General features: G+C 65.3%; 19 protein-coding genes. 14 read left to right on the top strand and 5 right to left on the bottom strand.

From position 1 onward, the window contains the following. Positions 1-104: 104 nt before the first annotated feature. On the top strand, positions 105-2,117 hold the full coding sequence (gene thrS, locus ACED18_RS03875) for a threonine--tRNA ligase (RefSeq protein ID WP_377289178.1): 2,013 nt from the start codon (positions 105-107) through the stop codon (positions 2,115-2,117). 179 nt (positions 2,118-2,296) lie between these two features. Beyond that, entirely contained in the window at positions 2,297-3,136 is an 840-nt protein-coding gene (locus ACED18_RS03870; protein WP_377289176.1) for a lysophospholipid acyltransferase family protein, read from the top strand. 18 nt (positions 3,137-3,154) lie between these two features. Here the strand turns inward: ACED18_RS03870 and ACED18_RS03865 are convergent, their stop codons facing one another. Continuing rightward, on the bottom strand, positions 3,155-3,898 hold the full coding sequence (locus ACED18_RS03865) for a methyltransferase domain-containing protein (RefSeq protein WP_377289174.1): 744 nt from the start codon (positions 3,896-3,898) through the stop codon (positions 3,155-3,157). A gap of 212 nt (positions 3,899-4,110) precedes the next feature. Here ACED18_RS03865 and ACED18_RS03860 point away from each other — a divergent pair, with 212 nt between their 5' ends. Then, positions 4,111-4,662 (top strand): I78 family peptidase inhibitor, encoded by a 552-nt coding sequence (locus tag ACED18_RS03860; protein ID WP_377289172.1) that lies wholly within the window; start codon positions 4,111-4,113, stop codon positions 4,660-4,662. Here ACED18_RS03860 and ACED18_RS03855 read toward each other — a convergent pair whose 3' ends face one another. Next, positions 4,663-5,676: a hypothetical protein gene (locus ACED18_RS03855; RefSeq protein WP_377291015.1), complete on the bottom strand. Its 1,014-nt coding sequence runs from the start codon at positions 5,674-5,676 to the stop codon at positions 4,663-4,665. Positions 5,677-5,915: 239 nt separating this feature from the next. Here ACED18_RS03855 and ACED18_RS03850 point away from each other — a divergent pair, with 239 nt between their 5' ends. The 4 genes from ACED18_RS03850 to ACED18_RS03835 all read left to right on the top strand — a co-directional run bounded on the left by ACED18_RS03850 (position 5,916) and on the right by ACED18_RS03835 (position 9,607). Continuing rightward, the gene (locus ACED18_RS03850) at positions 5,916-6,500 is read left to right on the top strand and encodes a nitroreductase (RefSeq protein ID WP_377289170.1); all 585 of its coding nucleotides are present in this window, start codon (positions 5,916-5,918) and stop codon (positions 6,498-6,500) included. Further along, the gene (locus tag ACED18_RS03845) at positions 6,500-7,108 is read left to right on the top strand and encodes a flavin reductase family protein (RefSeq protein WP_377289168.1); all 609 of its coding nucleotides are present in this window, start codon (positions 6,500-6,502) and stop codon (positions 7,106-7,108) included. Before ACED18_RS03850 ends, ACED18_RS03845 begins: the two co-directional genes overlap by 1 nt. 141 nt (positions 7,109-7,249) lie before the next feature. Further along, the gene (locus ACED18_RS03840; RefSeq protein WP_377289166.1) at positions 7,250-8,389 is read left to right on the top strand and encodes a DUF2336 domain-containing protein; all 1,140 of its coding nucleotides are present in this window, start codon (positions 7,250-7,252) and stop codon (positions 8,387-8,389) included. Between the two features lie 210 nt (positions 8,390-8,599). After that, positions 8,600-9,607 carry an NAD-dependent epimerase/dehydratase family protein gene (locus ACED18_RS03835; RefSeq protein ID WP_377289164.1) on the top strand — a complete coding sequence of 336 codons (1,008 nt, stop codon included), beginning with the start codon at positions 8,600-8,602 and terminating at the stop codon, positions 9,605-9,607. A 147-nt stretch (positions 9,608-9,754) separates the two neighbouring features. Here the strand turns inward: ACED18_RS03835 and ACED18_RS03830 are convergent, their stop codons facing one another. After that, positions 9,755-10,261: a hypothetical protein gene (locus ACED18_RS03830; RefSeq protein ID WP_377289162.1), complete on the bottom strand. Its 507-nt coding sequence runs from the start codon at positions 10,259-10,261 to the stop codon at positions 9,755-9,757. Positions 10,262-10,490: 229 nt separating this feature from the next. On the opposite strand from ACED18_RS03830, the gene ACED18_RS03825 reads away from it, so the two are divergent. Continuing rightward, positions 10,491-10,949 carry a GNAT family N-acetyltransferase gene (locus ACED18_RS03825; RefSeq protein WP_377289160.1) on the top strand — a complete coding sequence of 153 codons (459 nt, stop codon included), beginning with the start codon at positions 10,491-10,493 and terminating at the stop codon, positions 10,947-10,949. A gap of 18 nt (positions 10,950-10,967) precedes the next feature. On the opposite strand, the gene parE is transcribed toward ACED18_RS03825, so the two are convergent. Next, a complete protein-coding gene (parE, locus tag ACED18_RS03820; protein WP_377289158.1) occupies positions 10,968-13,055 on the bottom strand; it encodes a DNA topoisomerase IV subunit B in 2,088 nt (695 codons plus the stop codon). 253 nt (positions 13,056-13,308) lie between these two features. Between parE and ACED18_RS03815 the strand changes: the two genes are divergently transcribed. The 6 genes from ACED18_RS03815 to ACED18_RS03790 all read left to right on the top strand — a co-directional run bounded on the left by ACED18_RS03815 (position 13,309) and on the right by ACED18_RS03790 (position 20,360). Beyond that, complete coding sequence (locus ACED18_RS03815; protein ID WP_377289157.1) at positions 13,309-14,223, top strand: dienelactone hydrolase family protein; 915 nt, start codon at positions 13,309-13,311, stop codon at positions 14,221-14,223. Between the two features lie 370 nt (positions 14,224-14,593). Next, complete coding sequence (locus ACED18_RS03810) at positions 14,594-16,033, top strand: UbiA family prenyltransferase (RefSeq protein WP_377289155.1); 1,440 nt, start codon at positions 14,594-14,596, stop codon at positions 16,031-16,033. A gap of 3 nt (positions 16,034-16,036) precedes the next feature. Then, entirely contained in the window at positions 16,037-17,359 is a 1,323-nt protein-coding gene (locus ACED18_RS03805; RefSeq protein WP_377289153.1) for an FAD-dependent oxidoreductase, read from the top strand. 90 nt (positions 17,360-17,449) lie between these two features. Beyond that, the gene (locus tag ACED18_RS03800) at positions 17,450-17,887 is read left to right on the top strand and encodes a transporter (RefSeq protein ID WP_377289151.1); all 438 of its coding nucleotides are present in this window, start codon (positions 17,450-17,452) and stop codon (positions 17,885-17,887) included. Then, entirely contained in the window at positions 17,884-18,894 is a 1,011-nt protein-coding gene (locus ACED18_RS03795; RefSeq protein ID WP_377289149.1) for an NAD-dependent epimerase/dehydratase family protein, read from the top strand. Before ACED18_RS03800 ends, ACED18_RS03795 begins: the two co-directional genes overlap by 4 nt. Positions 18,895-18,908: 14 nt before the next feature. Further along, positions 18,909-20,360 carry an aspartate aminotransferase family protein gene (locus ACED18_RS03790; RefSeq protein ID WP_377289147.1) on the top strand — a complete coding sequence of 484 codons (1,452 nt, stop codon included), beginning with the start codon at positions 18,909-18,911 and terminating at the stop codon, positions 20,358-20,360. A gap of 69 nt (positions 20,361-20,429) precedes the next feature. Here ACED18_RS03790 and ACED18_RS03785 read toward each other — a convergent pair whose 3' ends face one another. After that, positions 20,430-21,206: a hypothetical protein gene (locus ACED18_RS03785; RefSeq protein ID WP_377289145.1), complete on the bottom strand. Its 777-nt coding sequence runs from the start codon at positions 21,204-21,206 to the stop codon at positions 20,430-20,432. Positions 21,207-21,376: the final 170 nt, after the last annotated feature.

Genomic DNA, 21,376 nt, shown 5'->3' with positions numbered 1-21,376 from the left:
TCGCGCCCAAATCCCCCTATACCGCGCAGCGCGCGGCCATCCGGGCCGTTTTTGTCCCATGCACCACCCGCATTCGTAGGCGGGACTGGATCAGGAGATTTTTGATGTCTGTTTCCCTTACTTTCCCCGATGGCTCCGTCCGCTCCTATGAGGCGGGCACGACCGGCCGGGATGTGGCCGAATCCATTTCCAAGTCGCTCGCCAAGAAGGCGGTCGCGATTGCGCTGGATGGCGTCGTCACCGATCTCTCCGATCCCGTCACGGACGGCCGGATCGAGATCGTGACGCGCGAGGATCCGCGCGCGCTCGAGCTCATCCGCCACGACACGGCCCACGTGATGGCCGAGGCCGTGCAGGAGCTTTGGCCCGGCACGCAGGTGACCATCGGTCCGGTGATCGAGAACGGCTTCTATTACGACTTCAAGCGCGTCCACCCCGACAGCGGCGACGACTGGCCCTTCACGCCCGATGACCTGCCAGTCATCGAGAAGAAGATGAAGGAGATCATCGGCCGCGGCAAACCCTTCACCAAGGAAGTCTGGCCGCGCGAGAAGGCGCGTCAGGTCTTTGCCGAGAAGGGCGAGCGCTACAAGGTCGAGCTGGTCGACGCGATCCCGGAAGGGCAGGACCTCAAGATCTATTATCAGGGCGACTGGTTCGACCTCTGCCGCGGGCCGCACATGGCCTCGACCGGCCAGATCGGCATGGCCTTCAAGCTGATGAAGGTGGCTGGCGCCTACTGGCGCGGCGACAGCAACAATCCCATGCTGACCCGCATCTACGGCACGGCCTGGGCAACGCAGGAAGATCTCGACCGCTACCTCCACATCCTCGCCGAGGCCGAAAAGCGCGATCATCGCAAGCTCGGCCGCGAAATGGATCTCTACCATTTCCAGGAGGAAGGCCCGGGCGTCGTCTTCTGGCACGGCAAGGGCTGGCGCATGTTCCAGACGCTGACGGCCTATATGCGCCGGCGGCTGGCGGGCGCCTACGAAGAGGTCAACGCGCCGCAGGTGCTGGATGCTTCGCTCTGGGAGACCTCCGGTCACTGGGGCTGGTACCAGGAGAACATGTTCGCGGTGAAGTCGGCCTATGCCTTTACGCATCCCGACGACAAGGAAGCGGACAACCGCGTCTTCGCGCTGAAGCCGATGAACTGCCCCGGTCACGTGCAGATCTTCAAGCATGGTCTGAAGTCCTACCGCGAACTGCCGATCCGCCTTGCGGAATTCGGCATCGTGCATCGCTACGAGGCCTCCGGCGCCCTGCACGGTCTGATGCGCGTTCGCGGCTTCACGCAGGACGATGCGCATGTCTTCTGCACGGATGAGCAGATGGCGGCCGAGTGCCTGCGCATCAATGCGCTGATCCTCTCGGTCTATGAGGACTTCGGCTTCAACGAGGTCGTCGTGAAGCTCTCCACGCGCCCGGAAAAGCGCGTCGGCACCGACGCGCTGTGGGATCGCGCCGAAAGCGTGATGATGGACGTGCTGAAGACGATCGAGGCGCAGTCGGAAGGCCGCATCAAGACCGGCATCCTGCCGGGCGAGGGCGCCTTCTACGGTCCGAAGTTCGAGTACACGCTGAAGGACGCCATCGGCCGCGAATGGCAGTGCGGCACCACGCAGGTGGACTTCAACCTGCCGGAACGCTTCGGCGCCTTCTATATCGACCAGGCCTCGGAAAAGCAGCAGCCGGTGATGATCCACCGCGCCATCTGCGGCTCCATGGAGCGCTTCCTCGGCATCCTCATCGAGAACTTCGCCGGCCATATGCCGCTGTGGTTCGCGCCGGTGCAGGTGGTGGTCGCGACGATCACGTCCGAGGCCGATGATTACGGCCGCGAGGTGGCGGAGCTTCTGCGCGATGCCGGTCTCCATGTCGAGACCGATTTCCGCAACGAGAAGATCAACTACAAGGTCCGCGAACACTCGGTCAGCAAGGTGCCCGTGATCATCGTATGCGGCAAGAGGGAGGCGGAGGAGCGCTCCGTCAACATCCGCCGCCTCGGTTCGCAGAACCAGACGCCGATGGCACTCGACGCGGCGCTTGCGGCGCTGATCGACGAGGCGACGCCGCCGGATGTGAAGCGCAAGCGCGCCCAGCGCGGGCTTTGATGAAAATGGGGGCTGGCCCTGATGGCCGGCCCCTTTCTTTTGGGGAGCGGTGTCCGGTTGGGCGGTTGCCGGGATTGCCGGCAAATTTGGCTGCGCAAACGCCTGCAAACCCCTCACATGCTCTGTCAGAAAAGTGTAATATTTCCGGCGTATGACGGCGCGATGACGAGGTGCGACGCTTGAAGTTCAAGGAATTGTCCTACGCGAATGCCAATGATCCCCGCCTCAAGCGGTGGTTCATCCGGTCCGTCGAAGGCCTGTCGGGCCGCAATCGCTATGCGAAGCTCTACGAGCGCTGGAAGACGGAGATCGTCGGCAAGAGCGCACGTGTGTTCGGCGAGATGCTCGACCTCATCAATGTGAAGATGCAGGTGAGCGGCGAATGGCCGCCGCGCGACCTGCCGGATGGCCCGATCGTCATCGTCGCCAACCACCCCTTCGGCATCGGCGACGGTATCGCCGTTCTGGCGCTCGCCGAAGAGCTTGGCCGCCCCTTCCGTGTCCTCATCAACAACGAACTGCTGAAGGTGCCAGAAATGGCGCCCTATTCGCTGCCGATCTCGTTCGAGGAGACCAAGGAGGCGCTGGCGCTGAACATGGCGACACGCCACGAGGCTGTGCGGCTGCTGAAGGAAGGCGTCACCGTCGTCGTCTTTCCGGCCGGCGGTGTCGCGACGGCCCGCAAGGGGTTCGGGCGCGCGGAAGACCTGCCGTGGAAGATGTTTGCCGCCAAGCTCATCCAGTCGGCCCGCGCCAGCGTCATTCCCGTCTATTTCGAGGGCCAGAACGGCCGCCTCTTCCATCTCGCCAGCAAGCTGTCGCTGACGCTGCGCCTCTCGCTGCTGATCCGCGAGTTCCGCCGCCTGTCCGGCAGCACGATCTCGGCGCGCATCGGCCGCATGCTGCCCTACAGCGAGATCGCCGCCATCACCGACCGCAAGGATCTGATGAGCCGCCTTTACACCTCGGTCTTTTCGCTCGCCCCGCCACCGCGCCGCAGGCTGCGCCGTACCGCCTAAGGCGGCGCGGGCACGCGTCTAAGCCCGCCTTGCAAGAATGATGATCTCGGGGCTTTCGGCCGTCAGCGGTCGCGCCTGAAAGTCGCCGTACAGCGCTTCGATGACGAAGCCGCATTCGCTCACGCGTTGGGCGAGGGCCGCTGCATCAAGGAAACGCAACCGGCTCTCGCTTATGAGCGGCAGGGCGGGATGGTTGCCGAGAAAGTCGTGACGGAAGGCGATGGTGTGGCCATCGAAAGCCGCCGTCACGGTCGTCACGATCGTGACCTCGGTGCCATCCTTGAGGCACACCAGCGCTGGCCGATCCGGCGTCCAGCGCTCCCACGGGCGGACGAGCGGATTGCGGGTCTCGAAGGCGAAGAGCCCGCCCGGTTCAAGACACTCCCTGACGCCGCAGAGGAACGCGTCGACATCGGCATCGGAGAGGATCGCCTGGAAGGCGTGGCCGGTCATGACGGCGAGATCGAAACGCGCCGTCCAGTCCGGCCGGGGCAGGGTTCCCTCAACCCATTCGACATCCGGAAAGGCATAGGCCCGCGACAGCACGCCTGCGCCCGGATCGATGCCGCAAAGCAGTCCCCGATGGCCGGATCGTCTGGCCTCGTCAAGAAGCGTCCCTGTGCCGCAGCCGATATCCAGCACCGATCGTGCACGCATGATCAGCGGCATGTAGAAATCGAAATCGTCGCGCACGCCGCGCGGATGCCAGGCGTCGTAGATTTCGGACAGGAAGACGTCGTCGAAAAGGCGGTCGCTGCTCAAGCGGGTCTCCGGGTGGCGCTGAGGTCCGGAGCATAGTCAGGGCAGGCGACTTTGCAAATGGCCCCGGCGCGCCAGTCAGGCGCCGACAGGCGCGTGGCGGGCTGCGACAAACCCTGTTCGCAGATGCGAATTGCGGTTGATTCCGCACGCCGTGCCGGTAGCATCGCAGCCGAACCGGACAGATGTTGGCCGGGCCGTTTCGGAGGCGAGACATGCAACGTGTGCGCGATATTCTTGAAGTCGTCCTGCAGATCGATAATCACACGCCGAGCCATGTGGTGATCACGGCGGTGGGGCAGGTGACCAGCACGGGCTGGTCCTCGCCGAGCCTTGATCCGTGGTTCTACGTCGATACGCCGCAGGATGGCTACCAGGACTTTGATTTCACTGCCGAGCCGCCGGCCACGATGGCCAACATGGTCCTGTCGACCATCACGGCGACGCTGCATGTGCCCGTCGATATCCAGAATTACTGGGGGCATGAGCAGCCGCTGCGTGGCATCCGCATCCACAGCCAGCGCAGCATACAGGAATTCGGCCTGCATGATGCGCAGCCGCTGGAGACCAACAAGCGCTTCCCCTGGGATGTCTTCAAGCCCGGCCAGACGCTGGGCTCCGTCAACAGCCCGGTCTCCAGCCTCGTCGGCCGTCCGCTGCGGGTTTACCACACCGGCGACATGGTCACGCAGGACTACAATCCGCAGCGCGTGAACATCGAGCTGAAGCCCGATAGCGACGAGATCGTGCAGATTACGTTTGGCTGATCAGTCCGCGACGGCGGCAGCGCGGGCGCCCTGTTCGGCCTGGTGCTGGGAGAGCAGGACTTCGACATCGGTGTTGACGCCGGCGCGAACAGTGAAGTCGCGCTGGTAGATCTTGTCCTTGTTGCGGGCGACCGCGATGTAGGTGCCTTCCGCCAACACGATGGTCGGGAAGGCGCCGACGCTTTCGCTGACCGTGTCGCCGGAAGATGTCAGGATCGACCAGGCCGTGTCGGCGATCGCCTCGCCGCCGGGTCCGGCCACGAGCTTCAGCGTCAGCTTCGCGGCCCGGTGCTGGATGGTGGCTTCGGTGAGCTTGCCTGCCTCGATCTGGATATCGGCGCGGATGGTGGCGTTGACGTCCCCATAGTTGGAGACGACGTGATAGGTGCCGGCATTCAGCCGCACCACGGCGTTGGGCTTCACATCGGCCATGATCAGCGTGCGCTCGCCATCCTCCTTTTCCTCCGAGGAGTAGATGGCGAAGGAGAGTTCGTCCGGGGGAATGCGCACATCCGCGCCCGAGACCGCGTTCAGCTTCACGCCGCCGGCATCGAGCACGAGCTGCTGGCGCTCCACTGCGCCGGTTTCGGGCACGCGGATCTTGCGGGTTGCGGCGGCGCGGCCGAAGGCGACATTGACGAAATATTCGCCGGGGACGAGGTTCAGGGCCGCCGAGCCGCCCTCGGCCGTGGCCAGCAGCGGCAACTTGCCGTCGGCGCCCGGAATGGGCGAGAAGATACGCCAGGTCAGTCCCTGTTCCACGGGCTTGCCCTTCTCGACCAGCAGCGCTTCCAGCCGAACGTCGCGGGTCTTCGGCACGGCTTCCTCGATCGTCAGCGGATTGAAGCCGCTCGCCGGCGTCTGGGCGGGCGAGGCGGGCTGCTGCTGCTCGGTGCCGAGCGGGAAGGTCTTGAAGGCGTCGGCGCCTTCCTGCGCTTCTGCCGTCATCGGTCCCGCCAGAAGACCGGCAAGAAGGGCCAGCGCAAGGCCGATCGGCCGGCGGCATGGGAGCATCTCGGAACCGGGAAACGGGCGGGGGCTTGGCATGGTGCTGTTGACTTCCTGAGCGTCAGACTCCACTTGAAGCGGGCCTGTGGCAATTTCGTGGCTCGCCGGAGCCGCATCCGCAAGCGTGCCGCGATGTGCCGAAGGCGCGTCTGCCGGTTCGCGTTCTGACCCGACCTTGTCTTGTCGCCCGCCGTCTGCATGAATGCGGCATCCTGATGCGACATGCTTATTGGAATTTCCGCCCGATGAAAACGCAAATCACGCTCCCCGACTATCTCGCCACCCGCCGCTCCATTCCCGCCTTCCAGATGGCCGAGCCCGGCCCGTCGCGCGCCGAGATCGAGGAGATGCTGACGCTGGCCTCGCGCGTGCCCGATCACGGCAAGCTCGCCCCCTGGCGCTTCATCGTCTATCGCGGCGCCGAGCGCGTGCGCATCAGCGAGGCGCTGGCCGAGATCGCCATGGGTGACAAGCCGAATCTTTCCGAGGAGATGGTGAAGGTGGAGAAGACGCGGCTGACGCGCGCACCGCTCGTCATCGCCGTCATCAGCCGGGCGGCCCCGCATGTGAAGGTGCCGGAATGGGAGCAGGTCATGTCGGCGGGTGCGGTCTGCCTCAATCTCCTGATGGCTGCCAATGCGCACGGCTTTTCCTCCAACTGGCTGACGGAGTGGTACGCCTTCGACGCGCGCGCCTTCCCGATTCTCGGCGTCGAAGCGGGCGAAAAGGTCGCCGGCTTCATCCATATCGGCACGGCCACCGTGCCGCCGACGGAGCGTCCGCGCCCGGCACTTTCCGACATCGTCACCTGGGTCGGCGGTGAAGACTGATGTTTTACGAGACCGCCGAAAATCGCCACGGGCTGGCGCATGATCCCTTCAAGGCGATCGTCTCGCCGCGCCCGATCGGCTGGATCGGCACGCTGTCGAAGGATGGCGTGCGCAATCTCGCTCCCTATTCCTTCTTCAACGCCATCAGCGACCGGCCGAAGCTCGTGATGTTCTCGTCCTCCGGCTGGAAGGACAGTGTGGAGAATGTGAAGCAGACGGGGGTCTTTACGGCGAGCTTCGTCGGCCGGGCCATCATCGATGCGATGAACGCATCGTCCGCGCCTGTCGGGCCTGATGTGGATGAATTCGTGCTGGCCGGTCTGACGCCGGAACCGGGTCGTCTTGTCAACGCGCCCTTCGTGGCCGAAGCGCTGGCGGCGCTGGAGTGCCGGGCGACCGACATCCTCCAGCCGAAGGGCATCGACGGCGCGCCATCGGAGAATTTCATGGTGATCGCCGAAGTGGTCGGCATTCACATCCGTGACGAGGCGATCCGCGACGGGCGATTCGACATGGGCTTTGCGCGTCCCGTCGGCCGGCTCGGCTACATGGACTATGCCGATGCCGGCGATGTCTTCGAGCTCATGCGGCCGGGCGCCGCACGCTAGGCGGGTGACAGCATTCTTCTGGGCGGGAAGGCTTTCGGCGCGAGCCTTTCCAGTCTCTTAAAGGACATGGTGAACCAATCATAAACCTTTCCCGCCTAATCTCGATGAGGACAAGTCGAGTCTTTGTCGGGTGGGGCGTACGTGATCATACATTCTTTTTTGTGCTGGGCGGAAACGGCCAAGGTTGCGGAGCGGACGCGGGCGGCCAGCGCTCTGGGGCGCGCCTATCGCCAGCGGTCGCTGAAGGGTCCGGACCAGCACGCAGCCGAAATGGCGATGACCTTCCTGCTGGACGATCCCTCACCGAAGGTGCGCCTGGCGCTCGCCGAGGCCATCGCCGACAGCGCCGAGACGCCGCGCTCGCTCATCCTGCCGCTCGCTTCCGACCAGCCGGAAATCGCCTATACCGTCATCTTCCGCTCACCGGTGCTGACGGATGACGACCTGGTGGACATTGCCGCCCGCGGGACGCCGGAGATCCGCGGCGTGATTGCTGCGCGCCGGCAGCTTTCTCCCGCCGTCTCCGCCGCGATCGTCGAGATCGGCGGGCTCGCCGAAATGCTGATCCTGCTCGACAATCCCCATGCGCACCTCATTGCGCGCACGCTGCGCCGCATTGCCGAGCGCTATGGTCACGAACCGCGCGCCCGCGAGGCGCTGTTGCAGCGCGATGCCTTGCCGAGCGATGTCCGCCACATCCTCATCGAGAAGGTGGGGCAGGCGCTGGCGCTTTCCGGCCTCGTCCGCTCCGTCGTCGGGGGCGAGCGGGTGGATCGCATCGCCCGCGAGGCCTGCGACAATGCCGCCGTCGAGATGGCCGGCAGCTCGCCACAGGCCGAATTGCCACGCCTCGTGGCGCATCTTCGGGACACGGGACGCCTGACGCCCGCTTTCCTGCTGCAGGCATTGGTCACGGGCCGCATCGATTTCTTCGCCGCCGCGATCGTCATTCTTTCCACGCTCAACGAGCGGCGCGTGCGCTCCATTCTGTCCGACGGCCGCCTTCATGCCATCCGTGCGCTCTTCCAAAGCGCCGGCCTGAGCCCTGAAATCGGTGCACTGTTTGCCGAGGCCGTGCTGTTGTGGCGGGTCGAACGAAGCCGGCTGCTCGGCAGCGAGACGACCGGCGTTGCGGCCGACCTTCTCGTCAGGCTCGGCCAGACCCGCACCGCGCTTTCGGGCTCGCCCGCCGTTCGTGCCATTCTCGAGCAATTGTCGATCGCCGAACGCCGCCGTGGCGCGCGCGCCTATGCCAATCAGGTCGTCCGCGAGGCGGCCTGAGGCACCCCCGGGCGCGGCCTGGCAATCGGCCTTACGTCGTCCACCCGGCCTTCTGCGCTCCGGCGTTTTTCCTTTTCCCAGGCGTCTTCTTCTCCATGTTGCCGCCGGTGCTGACCCGCCGTCTTGCATCGGCCGTCGGGCCGGGCGAAGGTGACGGCCTGTCTGCGCTTCGGCACAGTATCTGCCGACCGGTTGGATGGAGAGGGTGACATGGGAACAGTGCTGGTTACCGGCATTGGCGGTTTCATCGGCCGCCATATCGCCGCGGAGTTGATCCGCTGCGGGTTTTCGGTGCGGGGCACGCTGCGCGATCTCGCGCGTGGCCCGGAGGTGGAGGCGTCGATCCGCGCTGCGGCCGGCCAATTGCCCGCCGAGATCGGTTTTGCCGCTGCCGACCTCCTCGACGGTACCGGCTGGGCGACTGCGATGCAGGGTGTCGATGCCGTCATCCACTGTGCCTCGCCCTTTCCGGCGCGCGTGCCAGAGCGGGACGATGATCTGGTGCGGCCGGCGCGGGAGGGGACGTTGCGCGTGCTGAAGGCCGCGCGCGAGGCGGGCATTCGTCGCGTCGTTCTGACCTCTTCCATTGCGGCGGTGTGCTACGGCAGTGGCCGCTCTCCCTTCACCGAAGAGGACTGGACCGATCCCGACGGTCCGCTGACGACGCCCTATTACCGCTCGAAGACGCTCGCCGAGAAGGTGGCCTGGCAGTTTGCCGCCGAGTCGGGGCTCGATCTTTCGGTCATCAATCCCGGCCTCGTGCTCGGTCCCCTGATCGGCAAGACCTACGGCACCTCGGTCGGCCTCGTGGCAAAGGCCATGCGCGGCGTCTATCCTGCCGTGCCGAAGCTGTCGCTTCCGGTCGCCGACGTGCGTGATGTCGCGCGTGCCCATGTGCTGGCGCTGCAGACACCGGAGGCGGTCGGCGAGCGCTTCATCGTCGCCGCCGAAAGCCTCAGTTTCCGCGAGATCATGGGCATCCTGCGCGTGACCGCACCTGATCACGCGCGCAAGCTGCCGCGTCTGGAGCTTCCGAATCTCGTGACGCGGCTGGTCGAGCGGTTCGATCGCTCGCTGACCCCCATCATCCGTGAATTGGGGCGCGATACGCGGGTCTCCAACGACAAGGTCAGGCGCGTGCTGGGTCTGACGCCGCGCCCGGCGCGCGAGGCCGTGGCGGCGAGCGGGCTCAGCCTCATTGCCGCAGGGCTGGTCTGAGACGCTGACCGCACACGCGGCGTCGTTCATCCGGTGAGGTTTCCTGCGCCCGGCGGTGTCGGACACGGCCGGACACACAGTCCCGTCGCGGCTCTCGGTCGTCGCGTTTCCAGACAATCTCTGAGAGCACTTCCGGTTGGGTGCCGGTCAGTCGGTGGAAAAGCGGCGCGCCACCCAGGAGTAACCGTTTTCCAGCGTATGGACCGGCGTCGTCACCACGGCTTTCAACTGGTCGCGGCTCGGCAGAACGCCGGTGATGAGGTCGAGCGCGCGGCGGGGCAGGGTGGCCGGCTGTCCAGCGGGAGCGGTGGTGGTGGTCTCAAGCGTCCCGGCACTGCCGACAGGGGCAGGTAGCGTTTCGGAGCCGACCGGCTGCGATGCCGCCGCGTTTCCGGCCTGGCTGCCGGCGGCGGCTGCCCTGGCGATGGCCTGGTCCGCCTCGGCATCATGGGCGATGGCCGCGCTGTCCGGCGTTTCGCAGACCGCCACGATAACGGGATAGTTCTTGTTCTGATGCGTCGCGATCTCGGTTTCCGAGCGCTTGTCGCATTCGCTGATGGTCGTAAAGCCCTTCTCCACGGTCGCGACGTAATGGCATTGCGTGACGCTGTCGTCGCAGCCGAGAATGGTCATCACGATAAGCGCGGTCTTCATCGATGGCGGTTCCTGATGCAGGGATGCGGCCGAGGCATCCGTGGTCTTGTGCTCACACGAAGGAAATGCCTAACCGGCGACCCGTGTCAAACTATGACCGCGGCGACCGTCACGGAAAACTTTTTGTTTCAGCCCGTTGTCCGGCTTGAACCTTGCCGCCGGACGGGGTTGACGCTGGCGGGCAAATGTCGTTTCACCGAAGCCCCGACCATGGACCACCGGAGCCGAGATGAGCGTCACGATCGCGCTGGAACCCGCAAGGCAGGAGGCGATCATCGCGCTTCTCGATCAGTCCGACCGCTACATGCAGGCGCTCTATCCGCCGGAAAGCAATCATCTCGTCGATGTCTCGACGCTGGAGCAGCCGAATGTCCGCTTCCACGTCGCCCGCCATGACGGCGCCGTCGTCGGCTGCGCGGCGCTGGTGCTTTCAGGCGACGGAACGGGGGAGATGAAGCGCATGTTCGTCGATCCCGCGGCCCGCGGCCTGAAGATCGGACGCCGGCTTTTGGACGCGCTGGCCGAAACCGCGCGCGCCGAAAACCTCGCCGCCATCCGCCTCGAAACCGGCATCCACCAGCCGGAAGCCATCGGCCTCTACCGCTCCGGCGGCTACACCGAAATCCCGCCCTTCGGCAGCTACCAGCCCGATCCGCTGAGCCTTTTCATGGAGAAGCGGTTGCGGTGAGGGCGGAGTGCGCCACCCTCAAATATCCAGATTGTCGGCAAAGGCGGCGCGTTCCTGGATGAAGCGGAAGCGGGCGTCGGCCTTGGTGCCCATGAGGTTGTCCACGGCCTCGCGGGTGCCTTCGAAATCCACCTCGTCGATCTCGACCTTCAGCAGGGTGCGCTTCGAAGGGTCCATGGTGGTTTCTTTCAGCTGCGCGGGCAGCATCTCGCCGAGACCCTTGAAGCGGCCGATTTCCACCTTGCCGCGGGCGTTGAAGGCGGTGCGCATCAGTTCCTCGCGGTGCGCGTCATCGCGGGCATAGAGGGTGCGGCCGCCCTGGCTCAGGCGATAGAGCGGGGGAACGGCGAGGAAGAGGTGGCCCTTGCGCACCAGTTCCGGCATTTCCTGATAGAAGAAGGTGATGAGCAGCGAGGCGATGTGGGCGCCGTCCACGTCGGCATCGGTCATGATGATGATGCGCTCGTAGCGCAGGTCTTCCTCGCGGTATTTCGAGCGCGTGCCGCAGCCGAGCGCCTGCACGAGGTCGCCGATCTGCTGGTTGGCCGAGAGCTTGTCGCGGCCGGCGCTGGCGACGTTGAGGATCTTGCCGCGCAGGGGCAGGATCGCCTGGTTGGCGCGGTTTCTCGCCTGCTTGGCGGAGCCGCCGGCCGAGTCGCCTTCCACGATGAAGAGTTCGGCGCCTTCCGCGGTGTTCTGCGAGCAGTCTGCGAGCTTGCCGGGCAGGCGGAGCTTGCGCACCGCGCTCTTGCGGTTGACTTCCTTCTCCTTGCGGCGGCGCACGCGCTCCTCGGCGCGCTCGATTACCCAGTCGAGGAGCTTGGCCGCTTCCCCCGGATTGCCGGCGAGATAATGGTCGAAGGGGTCGCGCAGCGCGTTTTCGACGATGCGCTGCGCCTCGACGGTCGCAAGCTTGTCCTTGGTCTGGCCAACGAATTCCGGCTCGCGGATGAAGACCGACAGCATGGCAGCGGCCGAGATCATCACGTCGTCGGTGGTGATGATGGCGGCGCGTTTGTTCTGGGTCAGTTCGGCGTAGGTCTTCAGCCCCTTGGTGAGCGCGATGCGCAGGCCCGCCTCATGCGTGCCGCCCTCGGGGGTCGGGATGGTGTTGCAGTAGGAGTGCACCTGGCTGTCGCCGCCATACCAGGTCACGGCCCATTCCAGCGCGCCGTGGCCGCCGGTCTTTTCGGTGCGGCCGGCGAAGATCTCGCGGGTGACGGTGAAGTCCTTGCCGAGCGTGGCGGCAAGATAATCCTTCAGGCCGCCGGGGAAGTGGAAGACGGCCTTTTCCGGCACGTCCGAACCTTCCGGCAAAAGCGCGGGATCGCAGACCCAGCGGATTTCCACGCCGCCGAAGAGATAGGCCTTGGAGCGCGACATGCGGAACAGCCGGCCCGGATCGAAGCGGACATTCTCGCCGAAGATCTGCGGGTCGGGGTGGAAGCGCACCCGCGTGCCGCGCCGGTTCTGCACGTCGCCGACCTCCTCCAGCCCGCCCTGCGGCAGCCCGCGCGAGAAGCGCTGGCGGTAGAGCTTGCGGTTGCGGGCGACTTCCACCTCCAGCACGTCGGACAGCGCGTTGACGACGGAGACGCCGACACCGTGCAGGCCGCCCGAGGTCTCGTAGGCCTTGCCGTCGAACTTGCCGCCGGCATGCAGCACGGTCAGCACCACTTCCAGCGTCGACTTGCCGGGGAATTTGGGGTGGTTCTCCACCGGAATGCCGCGGCCATTGTCGGTGACGGTGAGAAAGCCCTCGGCATCAAGGCTGACCTCGATGAAGTTCGCGTGGCCGGCGACCGCCTCGTCCATGGAGTTGTCGATGACTTCGGCAAAGAGGTGGTGCAGCGCCTTTTCGTCCGTGCCGCCGATATACATGCCGGGGCGGCGGCGCACGGGCTCCAGCCCTTCCAGGACCTCGATGGCGGAGGCGTCGTAATTGCCGGTATCCGATCCGGCCGGGGCTTCGCGGCTTTCGGCAGCGATCGGGCTTGCGGCCCGCTGCACGGCAGCCGGTGTCGTGGCGGCCGGACGGGGGGCTGCGGCGGAAGCGGCCGGTGCCTTCGGGGCGGCTGGAATGGCGGAGAAGAGATCGTCGGTCATGCCGTCCTTCGGGTCGTTCTCGTCAATGGGTGGCCGTGCGTCCGGTCGCGTCCGCATGGGGACCGGGCGGGCAGCCGACCGGGGTCGTCCAGCCTTGCCGGTTCCGGGCCTTCGGGCGCCGCGCTGCCTTGGGGCTGCCGCGAATCACCCTGTATGCTCTGGCGCTGTTCCCGTTCCGTTTACTCCAGAACGGTTGCGTTGCGGAAGGGCCGGTGGCAAGGCTCTTGCCGAAGCGAAGGAGATTCCGGTCCGCATGTCCACAGTTCATTTCATCTCCGCCGCCGCGCGCCGCGCTTTGTGCCCGGCAGCCTGCCGTCTCCTTGCCCTTCTGGCGGGCCTCGCGCTGGCGCTGCCGGCCTCGGCCGAGCTTCTGAAACCTTTCAAGGACGATCTTTTCGCCTACAATCCCGTCACTGAAACGGCCGATGGCGGGGCGCGGCTGACGGTCGGCTACGACGAGATGCGCGACATCAACGGCCGCGACGAGATTCCTGAGCGCCGGGTCAAGCGGGCCTATGTCGATCTCGGCATCAAGCGTGAGCAGGCGATGGAAAGCGTGATGACGACGCGCGGGGCCATCGATGTCGCCCGCACGGGGCCGGCCGAAGGCGGTGCGTTCAGCGTCGTCTTCATCCATGGCCGGGGCGGGGACCGCCGGCTTGGCGCCAACGACTTCTCCTTCGGCGGCAATTTCAACCGCATCAAGAACCTGGCGGTTGCCAATGGCGGCACCTATTACAGCGCCAGCATGAAGGGTTTCGATCAGGCAGGGGCGGCCGATCTCTCCGCTCTCGTCGTGGCCCTTTCGGCCCGCACGGCCGGCCGGCCGGTCTATGTCGCCTGCGCCTCCATGGGCTCGTTTCTCTGCTGGGGCATTGCGCGCGACCCCGCGACCGTCAAGGCGCTCGGCGGCATGATCGTCATGGGCGGACCGGCGGATCCGGATTATCGCACGTCCGCAGCCTACAAGGCCCGCCTGCCGCTTTATCTCACCCATGGCGGGCGCGACAGCGTCTATCCCGCAAGCGCCCAGCAGGCAGTCTATGAGGCGCTGCACAAGGCCGGCTATCCCGTGCGCTTCGTGCTGTTTACCGATGGCTCGCACGGAACGCCGGTGCGCATGACGGACTGGCGCGCGGCGATCAACTTCCTCGCATCGGCCCGCTAGAGTATTTCTGGCAAAAGCCGCTTCACCGGACATACTCCTTCCGCTTGTTTTGACCCTGGGGTCGAAGCCGGGTCACGGCGCCGGCAGGCCCGGCAGGCTGGCCCGGAATGAACCATGTGCTCCATACTGGCCCAGATCGTTCAAAGTCTAATGAGTTCGTCTGCGCTTTCTTAACCACGGAAACAGATGGGTGTCCGAAAATCGGTCGCCTTTACGACTCCGGCAACCCGGCCGTGCAAATCTCCGTCCATGCGGGAAGCAATGCGGCGGGACAACAGTCAGCATGCTCCCGAACGGTTTGATTGACGAGGCCTTGGCCGGTCCCCCTCGGACGCGCCGCCTCAAGGGTCGAAACAGGGGATTTGCATTCATGGACGCCCGGACCGACACGCGGCACATTCCGCTTTGCGTTGACCTGGACGGTACGCTTGTGGCCGCCGACACGCTGTGGGAGGGCGTGGCGATCATCCTGCTGCGCAATCCTCTCCTGCTGTTTGCCATGATCGGCTGGGCGCTGAAGGGCAAGGCGTGCCTGAAGGCGGAGGTTGCGCGCCGCTCCGGCCGCGTGGCTGCCGACTGGCCCTACCGCGACGCAGTCCTCGCGCGGCTGGAGCGCGAGAAGCTGACGGGCCGGCCGATCGTGCTGGTCACGGGGGCTGCCGAAAGTGTCGCGCGCGACATTGCCGCCCATACGGGCCTCTTCACCGACATCATGCATTCCACGGAGACGCTGAACCTGACGCATAGCCGCAAGCGCGATGCGCTGGTGGCGCGCTACGGGGAGGGCGGCTTCGACTATATGGGCAACAGCCGCGACGACGTGCCGGTCTTTTCCGCCGCGCGGCGCGCCATTGTCGTCGCACCCGATGCCGCTGCCGAAGCCTGGCGGCGCGATCACGATGCCGAGCGTCTGGATGTCGGCCGGATCAGCCCGCTTGCGGCACTGAAATCCATCCGCGTCCACCAGTGGGCAAAGAATGTGCTGATCGCGGTCCCGATGATCCTCAATCACGAGGTTCTGCACCTCGATGCGCTGTTCTCGGTCATCATCGCCTTCTTCGCCTTCTCCTTCCTGGCGTCGGCTGTCTATGTGATCAACGACCTCTCCGATCTCGGCAATGATCGCCGGCATCCGAAGAAGCGGTTCCGTCCGCTGGCGAGCGGCCAGATGTCCGTGCCGGTCGCGATCGTGCTGGCCGGCTGCCTGACGGTCGCATCCGTGGCGCTGGCCCTTCTGCTGCCCTTCGATTTCGCCCTCGTGCTCGGCTTCTATGCGGTGGCAACGACGGCCTATACCTTCGTGCTGAAGCGCAAGCTTCTCGTCGATGTCTTCACGCTGGCGGGTCTCTACACCGTGCGCATCGTTGCCGGCGCGGCTGCGACCGACACGGAACTCTCCTTCTGGCTGCTGGCTTTCTCGATCTTCTTCTTCCTCAGCCTCGCGCTGGTGAAGCGGTACGTCGAGCTCAACGATTTCGACGGCGAGCCGGATGCCTATGTGCCCGGCCGCGGCTATCAGGCGGTGGACTTCGACATGGTCGGCCAGGCCGGCATTGCCTCGGCCTTCACCGCCGCGCTGGTTCTGGCGCTCTACGTCCACAGCCGCGAGATGGAAGCCATGTATTCCAATCCGCTGGCGCTCTGGCCGCTTTGCCCGCTGGTGCTCTACATGCTGCTGCGCATCTGGATGCTGGCGCGCCGGCGCATGCTGCACGAGGATCCGGTCGTCTTCATCATGCATGACTGGCGCTCGATCTTCACCGTCGGTATCGGCGCGGTGCTCGTCGTCGCCGGCACGCTGGGGAGCTGAGGCGTGGAGGATTTCGCCAGCTGGGGCCGGATCCTGACGCGACCGCGTCGCGCGATCACGCCCGATGCCTACGAGAACCGCATCGGCAGCCATGCTGCGGGCGGCTTCCTGCCCTTCGGCCAGGGCCGCTCCTACGGCGACAGCTGCCACAATGATGCCGGCAGCCTGATCACCATGCGCCCGCGCGCCCGCATCGTGTCCTTCGATCCCGGGACGGGCGTCCTGGTCGCTGAAGCCGGGGTGACGCTGCGCGAGGTCATCGAGCATGTCGCCGCCCACCGCTTTTTCCTGCCCGTCACGCCCGGCACCGCCTTCGCCACGATCGGGGGCGCGATCGCCAATGACGTGCATGGCAAGAACCATCATGCGCGCGGCACTTTCGGCCATCATGTGCGCCGTTTCACGCTGCTGCGCTCCGACGGGTCGGTGCTCGATTGCGCGCCGACGCAAAATCCCGATTTCTTCGCCGCCACCATCGGCGGCATGGGGCTTACGGGCGTCATCCTGACGGCCGAGCTGCAACTGATGAAGGTGCCGGCGGTGCATGTGCAGCAGCATGCCATCCGCTTCGAGACCCTCTCGGACTATTTCGCGCAGGTCGAAGCGGTGGATGCCGCGCACGAATATTCCGTCGCCTGGATCGACCAGCTGGCCAAGGGCAGGGGTTTCGGACGCGGCATCCTCTTGGCCGGCGACCACGCCAATGCCGATGGCGAGATCCCCGACATTCCCAAGAAGTGGGTGCGCCCGTCGGTGCCGTTCACGCCGCCGGTCAATCTCCTCAACGGCTTGACGCTGAAGGCCTTCAACGAACTCTATTTCCGCAAGGTGCGGCCCGGCGAGCAGGTTTCGACCGTGCCCTGGACGAGCTATTTCTACCCGCTCGACGCCATCTCGCACTGGAACCGTCTCTACGGGCCGCGCGGTCTCTTCCAGCACCAGAGCGTCTTTCCGGCCGAAGCCGGCGAAGCGACGGTGCGCGCGCTGATGCTGGCGGCGCAGGAGGCAGGGCATGCCTCCTTCCTGACGGTGCTGAAGAAGTTCGGTGATCGGCCGCAGCGCGGGCTTTTGTCGTTTGCGCGCCCCGGCTTCACGCTGACACTCGATTTTTCCAATCAGGGGGCTTCGACACTGCAGCTTCTCGACCGGCTCGATGCCATCGTTCTCGCGGCCGGCGGGGCGATCAATCCCTACAAGGACCAGCGCATGGCACCCCAGACCTTTGCCGCCTCCTTCCCGGGCTGGCAGCGGCTGGAAGCTGCGCGCGATCCCGCACTCCTGTCCGATTTCTGGAGGCGCACGGCGCTTGCGCTCACCAATCGGTAACCGAAGGTCTTCGATTAAAATAAACCACTGTTCTTCATCGAATAGTACGTCTTGTCCGGTACACCGCATGCTGGAAAAAGGGACATTGTCATGAAGTATATCCCGTTTATATTGTTTACTGTTCTCACGAACGCGGCCGCGCAGCTGATGCTGAAGCAGGGCATGTCGACGCTTGCGTCTCCGATGTCCGACAACATCATCCTGAAGCTCCTGCAGGTGGTCTTCAACCCCTGGGTTTTCGCCGGCCTTCTGACCTTCGTCATCTCCATGGCCTCGCACCTTTTCGTGCTGTCGAAGGTCGAGCTGTCCTTCGCCTATCCCTTCCTCAGCCTCGCCTATGTGGCGGTGGCCGTCTTCGCCTACTTCCTCTTCAAGGAAGACATCAACGCCTGGCGCATCGCCGGGATCGGTTTCATCTGCGTCGGCACGGTGCTGATCGCCCAGTCCGGGATGTCCTCCCATGACACGGCCGAAACACCTGCCCTCGCCACTCAAAACGCCGACATGAATATCGGGAGCCAGTCATGAAACATGTGATCTTCGGGGGCGACGGTTTCGTCGGCCGCCATCTTGCCGAACGCCTGCTCAATGAGGGCGAACAGGTCCTCATCGCCGACATCGCCAAGTCGGACCTGCCGATCTATGCCCGCGCGCAGCATGTGCGCTGCGACGTGACCGATCCCGCAAGCGTCGCCAAGGTCGAGATCGGCCCGGACGACATGGTCTACAACATGGCTGCCAAGATGCTGTCGCCGCTGCAGAAGCGCGCCGATCGCTGGCAGTTCTTCTGGCCGGTGAACTATTACGGCGCTGAAAACATCATGAAGGCCGTTTCGGCTGCCGGTGCGACGAAGCTCGTGCAGTTCACGACCGACATGATCTACGGCCACACGGTGCAGTCGCCGCAGTCGGAGGACCATCCGGCCGCGCCGCTCGGCGAATATGGCAAGTCGAAGCTTGCGACCGAGGAGCTGGCCTATGACTGGCGCAAGCGCGGTCTCAACATCACCATCTTCCGTCCGCGCCTCATCATCGGCCCGGGCCGCCTCGGCATTCTCGAAAAGCTCTTCAAGCTCATCGACGCCAACCTGCCGGTGCCGATGATCGGTTCGGGCAAGAACCCCTACCAGTTCATCTCCGTCTTCGACTGCGCGGAAGCGGCGCGTCTGGCCTGGAAGGGCGGGGTGCCGAATGCGGAATACAATCTCGGCTCGGACAATCCGCCGTCGGTGCGCGCGCTGCTCGGCGGCCTCATCCGCCATGCCGGTTCGAAGTCCTTCCTGCTGCCGACGCCGGCCTTTGCCGTCAAGGCGACGCTGGCCGCCTTCGACCGCATCAACCTGCCGATCATGGACCCCGAGCAGTACCTCATCGCCGACGAGATGTGCGTGCGCGAAACGGGCCGCCTGAAGCGGGACCTCGGCTGGAAGGCCGAATACAACGACGCCGCCATGCTGATCGCAGCCTATGACGAATACCGCGCCAAGAAGGCCGGCCGGGCCTATGCCCAGCCCGCCGCCGTACCGGCCGAATGAGGGGAGAGACGACCATGCTCGACAGACCGGACCGCGTCGCACTCGACGCCCCCAAGCTTGACGGCTCGATCCGCAAGCCGAACCTGATGACGGTGGAACAGGCCAAGGAGATGAGCGTCGCCGACATGACGTCGCTCTTCAAGGATCACCTGAACCCCGGCCAGCTGCATTTCATGAAGCTGCTCGGCTTCAACAAGATCAAGGTCGAGACCGCCGAGGGCATGTACTACATCGACCAGAACGGCCGGAAGATTCTCGATTTCTTCGGCGGCTTCGGGTCGCTGGCCCTCGGCCACAACCATCCCCGCATCATCGCGGCGCGCAAGCAGTTCCAGGACGAGAACCGCCACGAGATCGCGATAGCCTTCATGTCGCAATATGCCGCGGCGCTTGCCAAGAACCTTGCGGAAATCGCGCCCGGTGATCTCGACATGGTCTTCCTCGGCTCCTCCGGTTCGGAAGCCATGGAAGCGGCCATCAAGGTGGCCGAACGCGCTGCCGGCCCGAAGCGGCCGCGCGTCGTCTATGCCGAGAACTCCTTCCACGGCAAGACCAAGGGCGTGCTGTCGATCACCGACGGGCCGCTCTATCGCGGCGAGTTCCGCCTGCTCGACAACAACATCAAGGTGCCCTTCGGCGATATCGACGCCATCCGCCGCGCCTTCGAGAGCGATCCCACCATCGGCGTCATCGTTCTGGAAACCATCCAGGGCGGCGGCGGCATCAACATCGCACCGCCGGACTTCTGGCAGCAGGTGCGCGCGCTCTGCGACCGGCACGGCGTGATCTTCGTCGCCGACGAGGTGCAGTGCGGGGTCGGCCGCTCCGGCCGCTTCTTCGCCTTCGAGCATGCCGGCATCGTGCCGGACGTGACGGCGGTGGCAAAGTCGCTCGGCGGCGGCAAGACAGCGGTCGCCGCGATGATCGCGCGCCGCGAGATCTACATGAAGGCCTATGGCACGCCGAAGACCGCGATGATCCACGCCCAGGCCACGTTCGGCGGCATCGGCGAGGCCTGCATCACGGCCATCGAGACGCTGAACGTGCTCTATGACGAGGACCTGATCGAGAACGCTGCCATCCAGGGCGACTATCTCGTCGAGCGGCTGAATGCGCTGAAGGACAAGTATCCGAAGATCATCAAGGAAGTGCGCGGCCAGGGCCTCATGGTCGGCCTCGAATTCCAGGATTTCAGCCAGACCCTGCCGATGGTGCTCCGCCCCGTGGTCGCGATGCTGGACGACAAGCTGAAGGGCTCGCTCTCGGGCTTCATCGGCGCGCTGCTCCTGCGCGACTACGACACGCTAGTGGCCTTTACCGAGTACAACCGAAACGTCATCCGCCTGCTGCCGCCGCTGATCTGCGAACGCCAGCACGTCGACCAGCTCTGCGACGCCCTCGACGACCTGCTCGGCCGCGGCATCGTGCGCATCGTGAAGGACTTCGTCGGCAGCCAGATGGGGTGACGCGACCTCAAGGAGTTGAAAAGCCGCCGGGGTGTCTCGTCCCGGCGGCTTTTTCATTCCCACGCAGCGTTAGGAGCGCAGCAGTACCTTTGTTGATTGCACGGCGACGGCGACGCGCTGGTAGTGCTGTTGGCGCTTTTCGGAGTTGTCGGCGGCGCGAAGCAGTTCGGTCTGCAGTTCATCGACAACCCTGCTTGCCGCGGCCATGGCCTTTGCGAGGTTTTCGCGCTTGATGGCGCGGTAACTGCGGTTGCGGGCAAAGCGCGGATTGGCGCCGGGCTTGGCATCGAGTTTCGGGGCGCGGGTATCGACATTGGCGCGCACGATGGCGTCCAGCTTGTCGGCGGCGCGCAGGATCGCGCGCTTCATGTCGCCATAGGCGGCGTTGCGGGGAATGCGTTGCGCCGTCAGGCGAAGGCCGCGCTGGAGGCAGTCGATGCGGTAGACCGGGTCATAGCGGCCGCATTCGGCTTTCACCGCTTCGACGTTGCGGATGATGCTGGTGGTAAAGGCGGTCTCGAGGCCAGTTTCGCCACCCACATCGGAGTCACCAAAGCCGACATTCGGCGTGGTCGTATTGCCCGTCGGACCACTGGTCGGCCCGGTCGTTTGCGCGTAGACGGCCACGCTGTCCGCACCTGCCAGTGCAAGCGAAATGGCCAGGGCGGTCGGGAACCGCCAGCGCCGGGCAGGGCGGCGGGGGTCCGCCTTTCTGCGTTGCGACGGTGTCGTTGCCGTCGGCGGCGCGTCCGTTGCCGGTCCCGTCATTCCCGTGACCGTCGTTTCGGAATTGCCCGACCGGTCACGCCCTGCCTCCGGCGCTTTCCCATGCATCGTCTCGCTCATTGCCCCGCCCTCTTTGCCGGTGTTGCCCTCGGTCTTGCCGGTCCGTCCGGTCTGCCTGTCGTTCTTGCCGCGCCATCTGCACGACGTCGCCCATGCCGGCATCGCCACGCCGCCCGTTCCCCCTTATGCGCGGGCCTTGCGGCCGTCGGCTGCGCGGGGGGTAGCCCGTT

The sequence above is a fragment of the Rhizobium sp. SG2393 genome, assembly GCF_042610495.1.
GTDB lineage: Bacteria > Pseudomonadota > Alphaproteobacteria > Rhizobiales > Rhizobiaceae > RU20A.
Note: the sequence above shows the minus strand (reverse complement) of the source record. Positions and strands in the feature narration are given on the sequence as shown.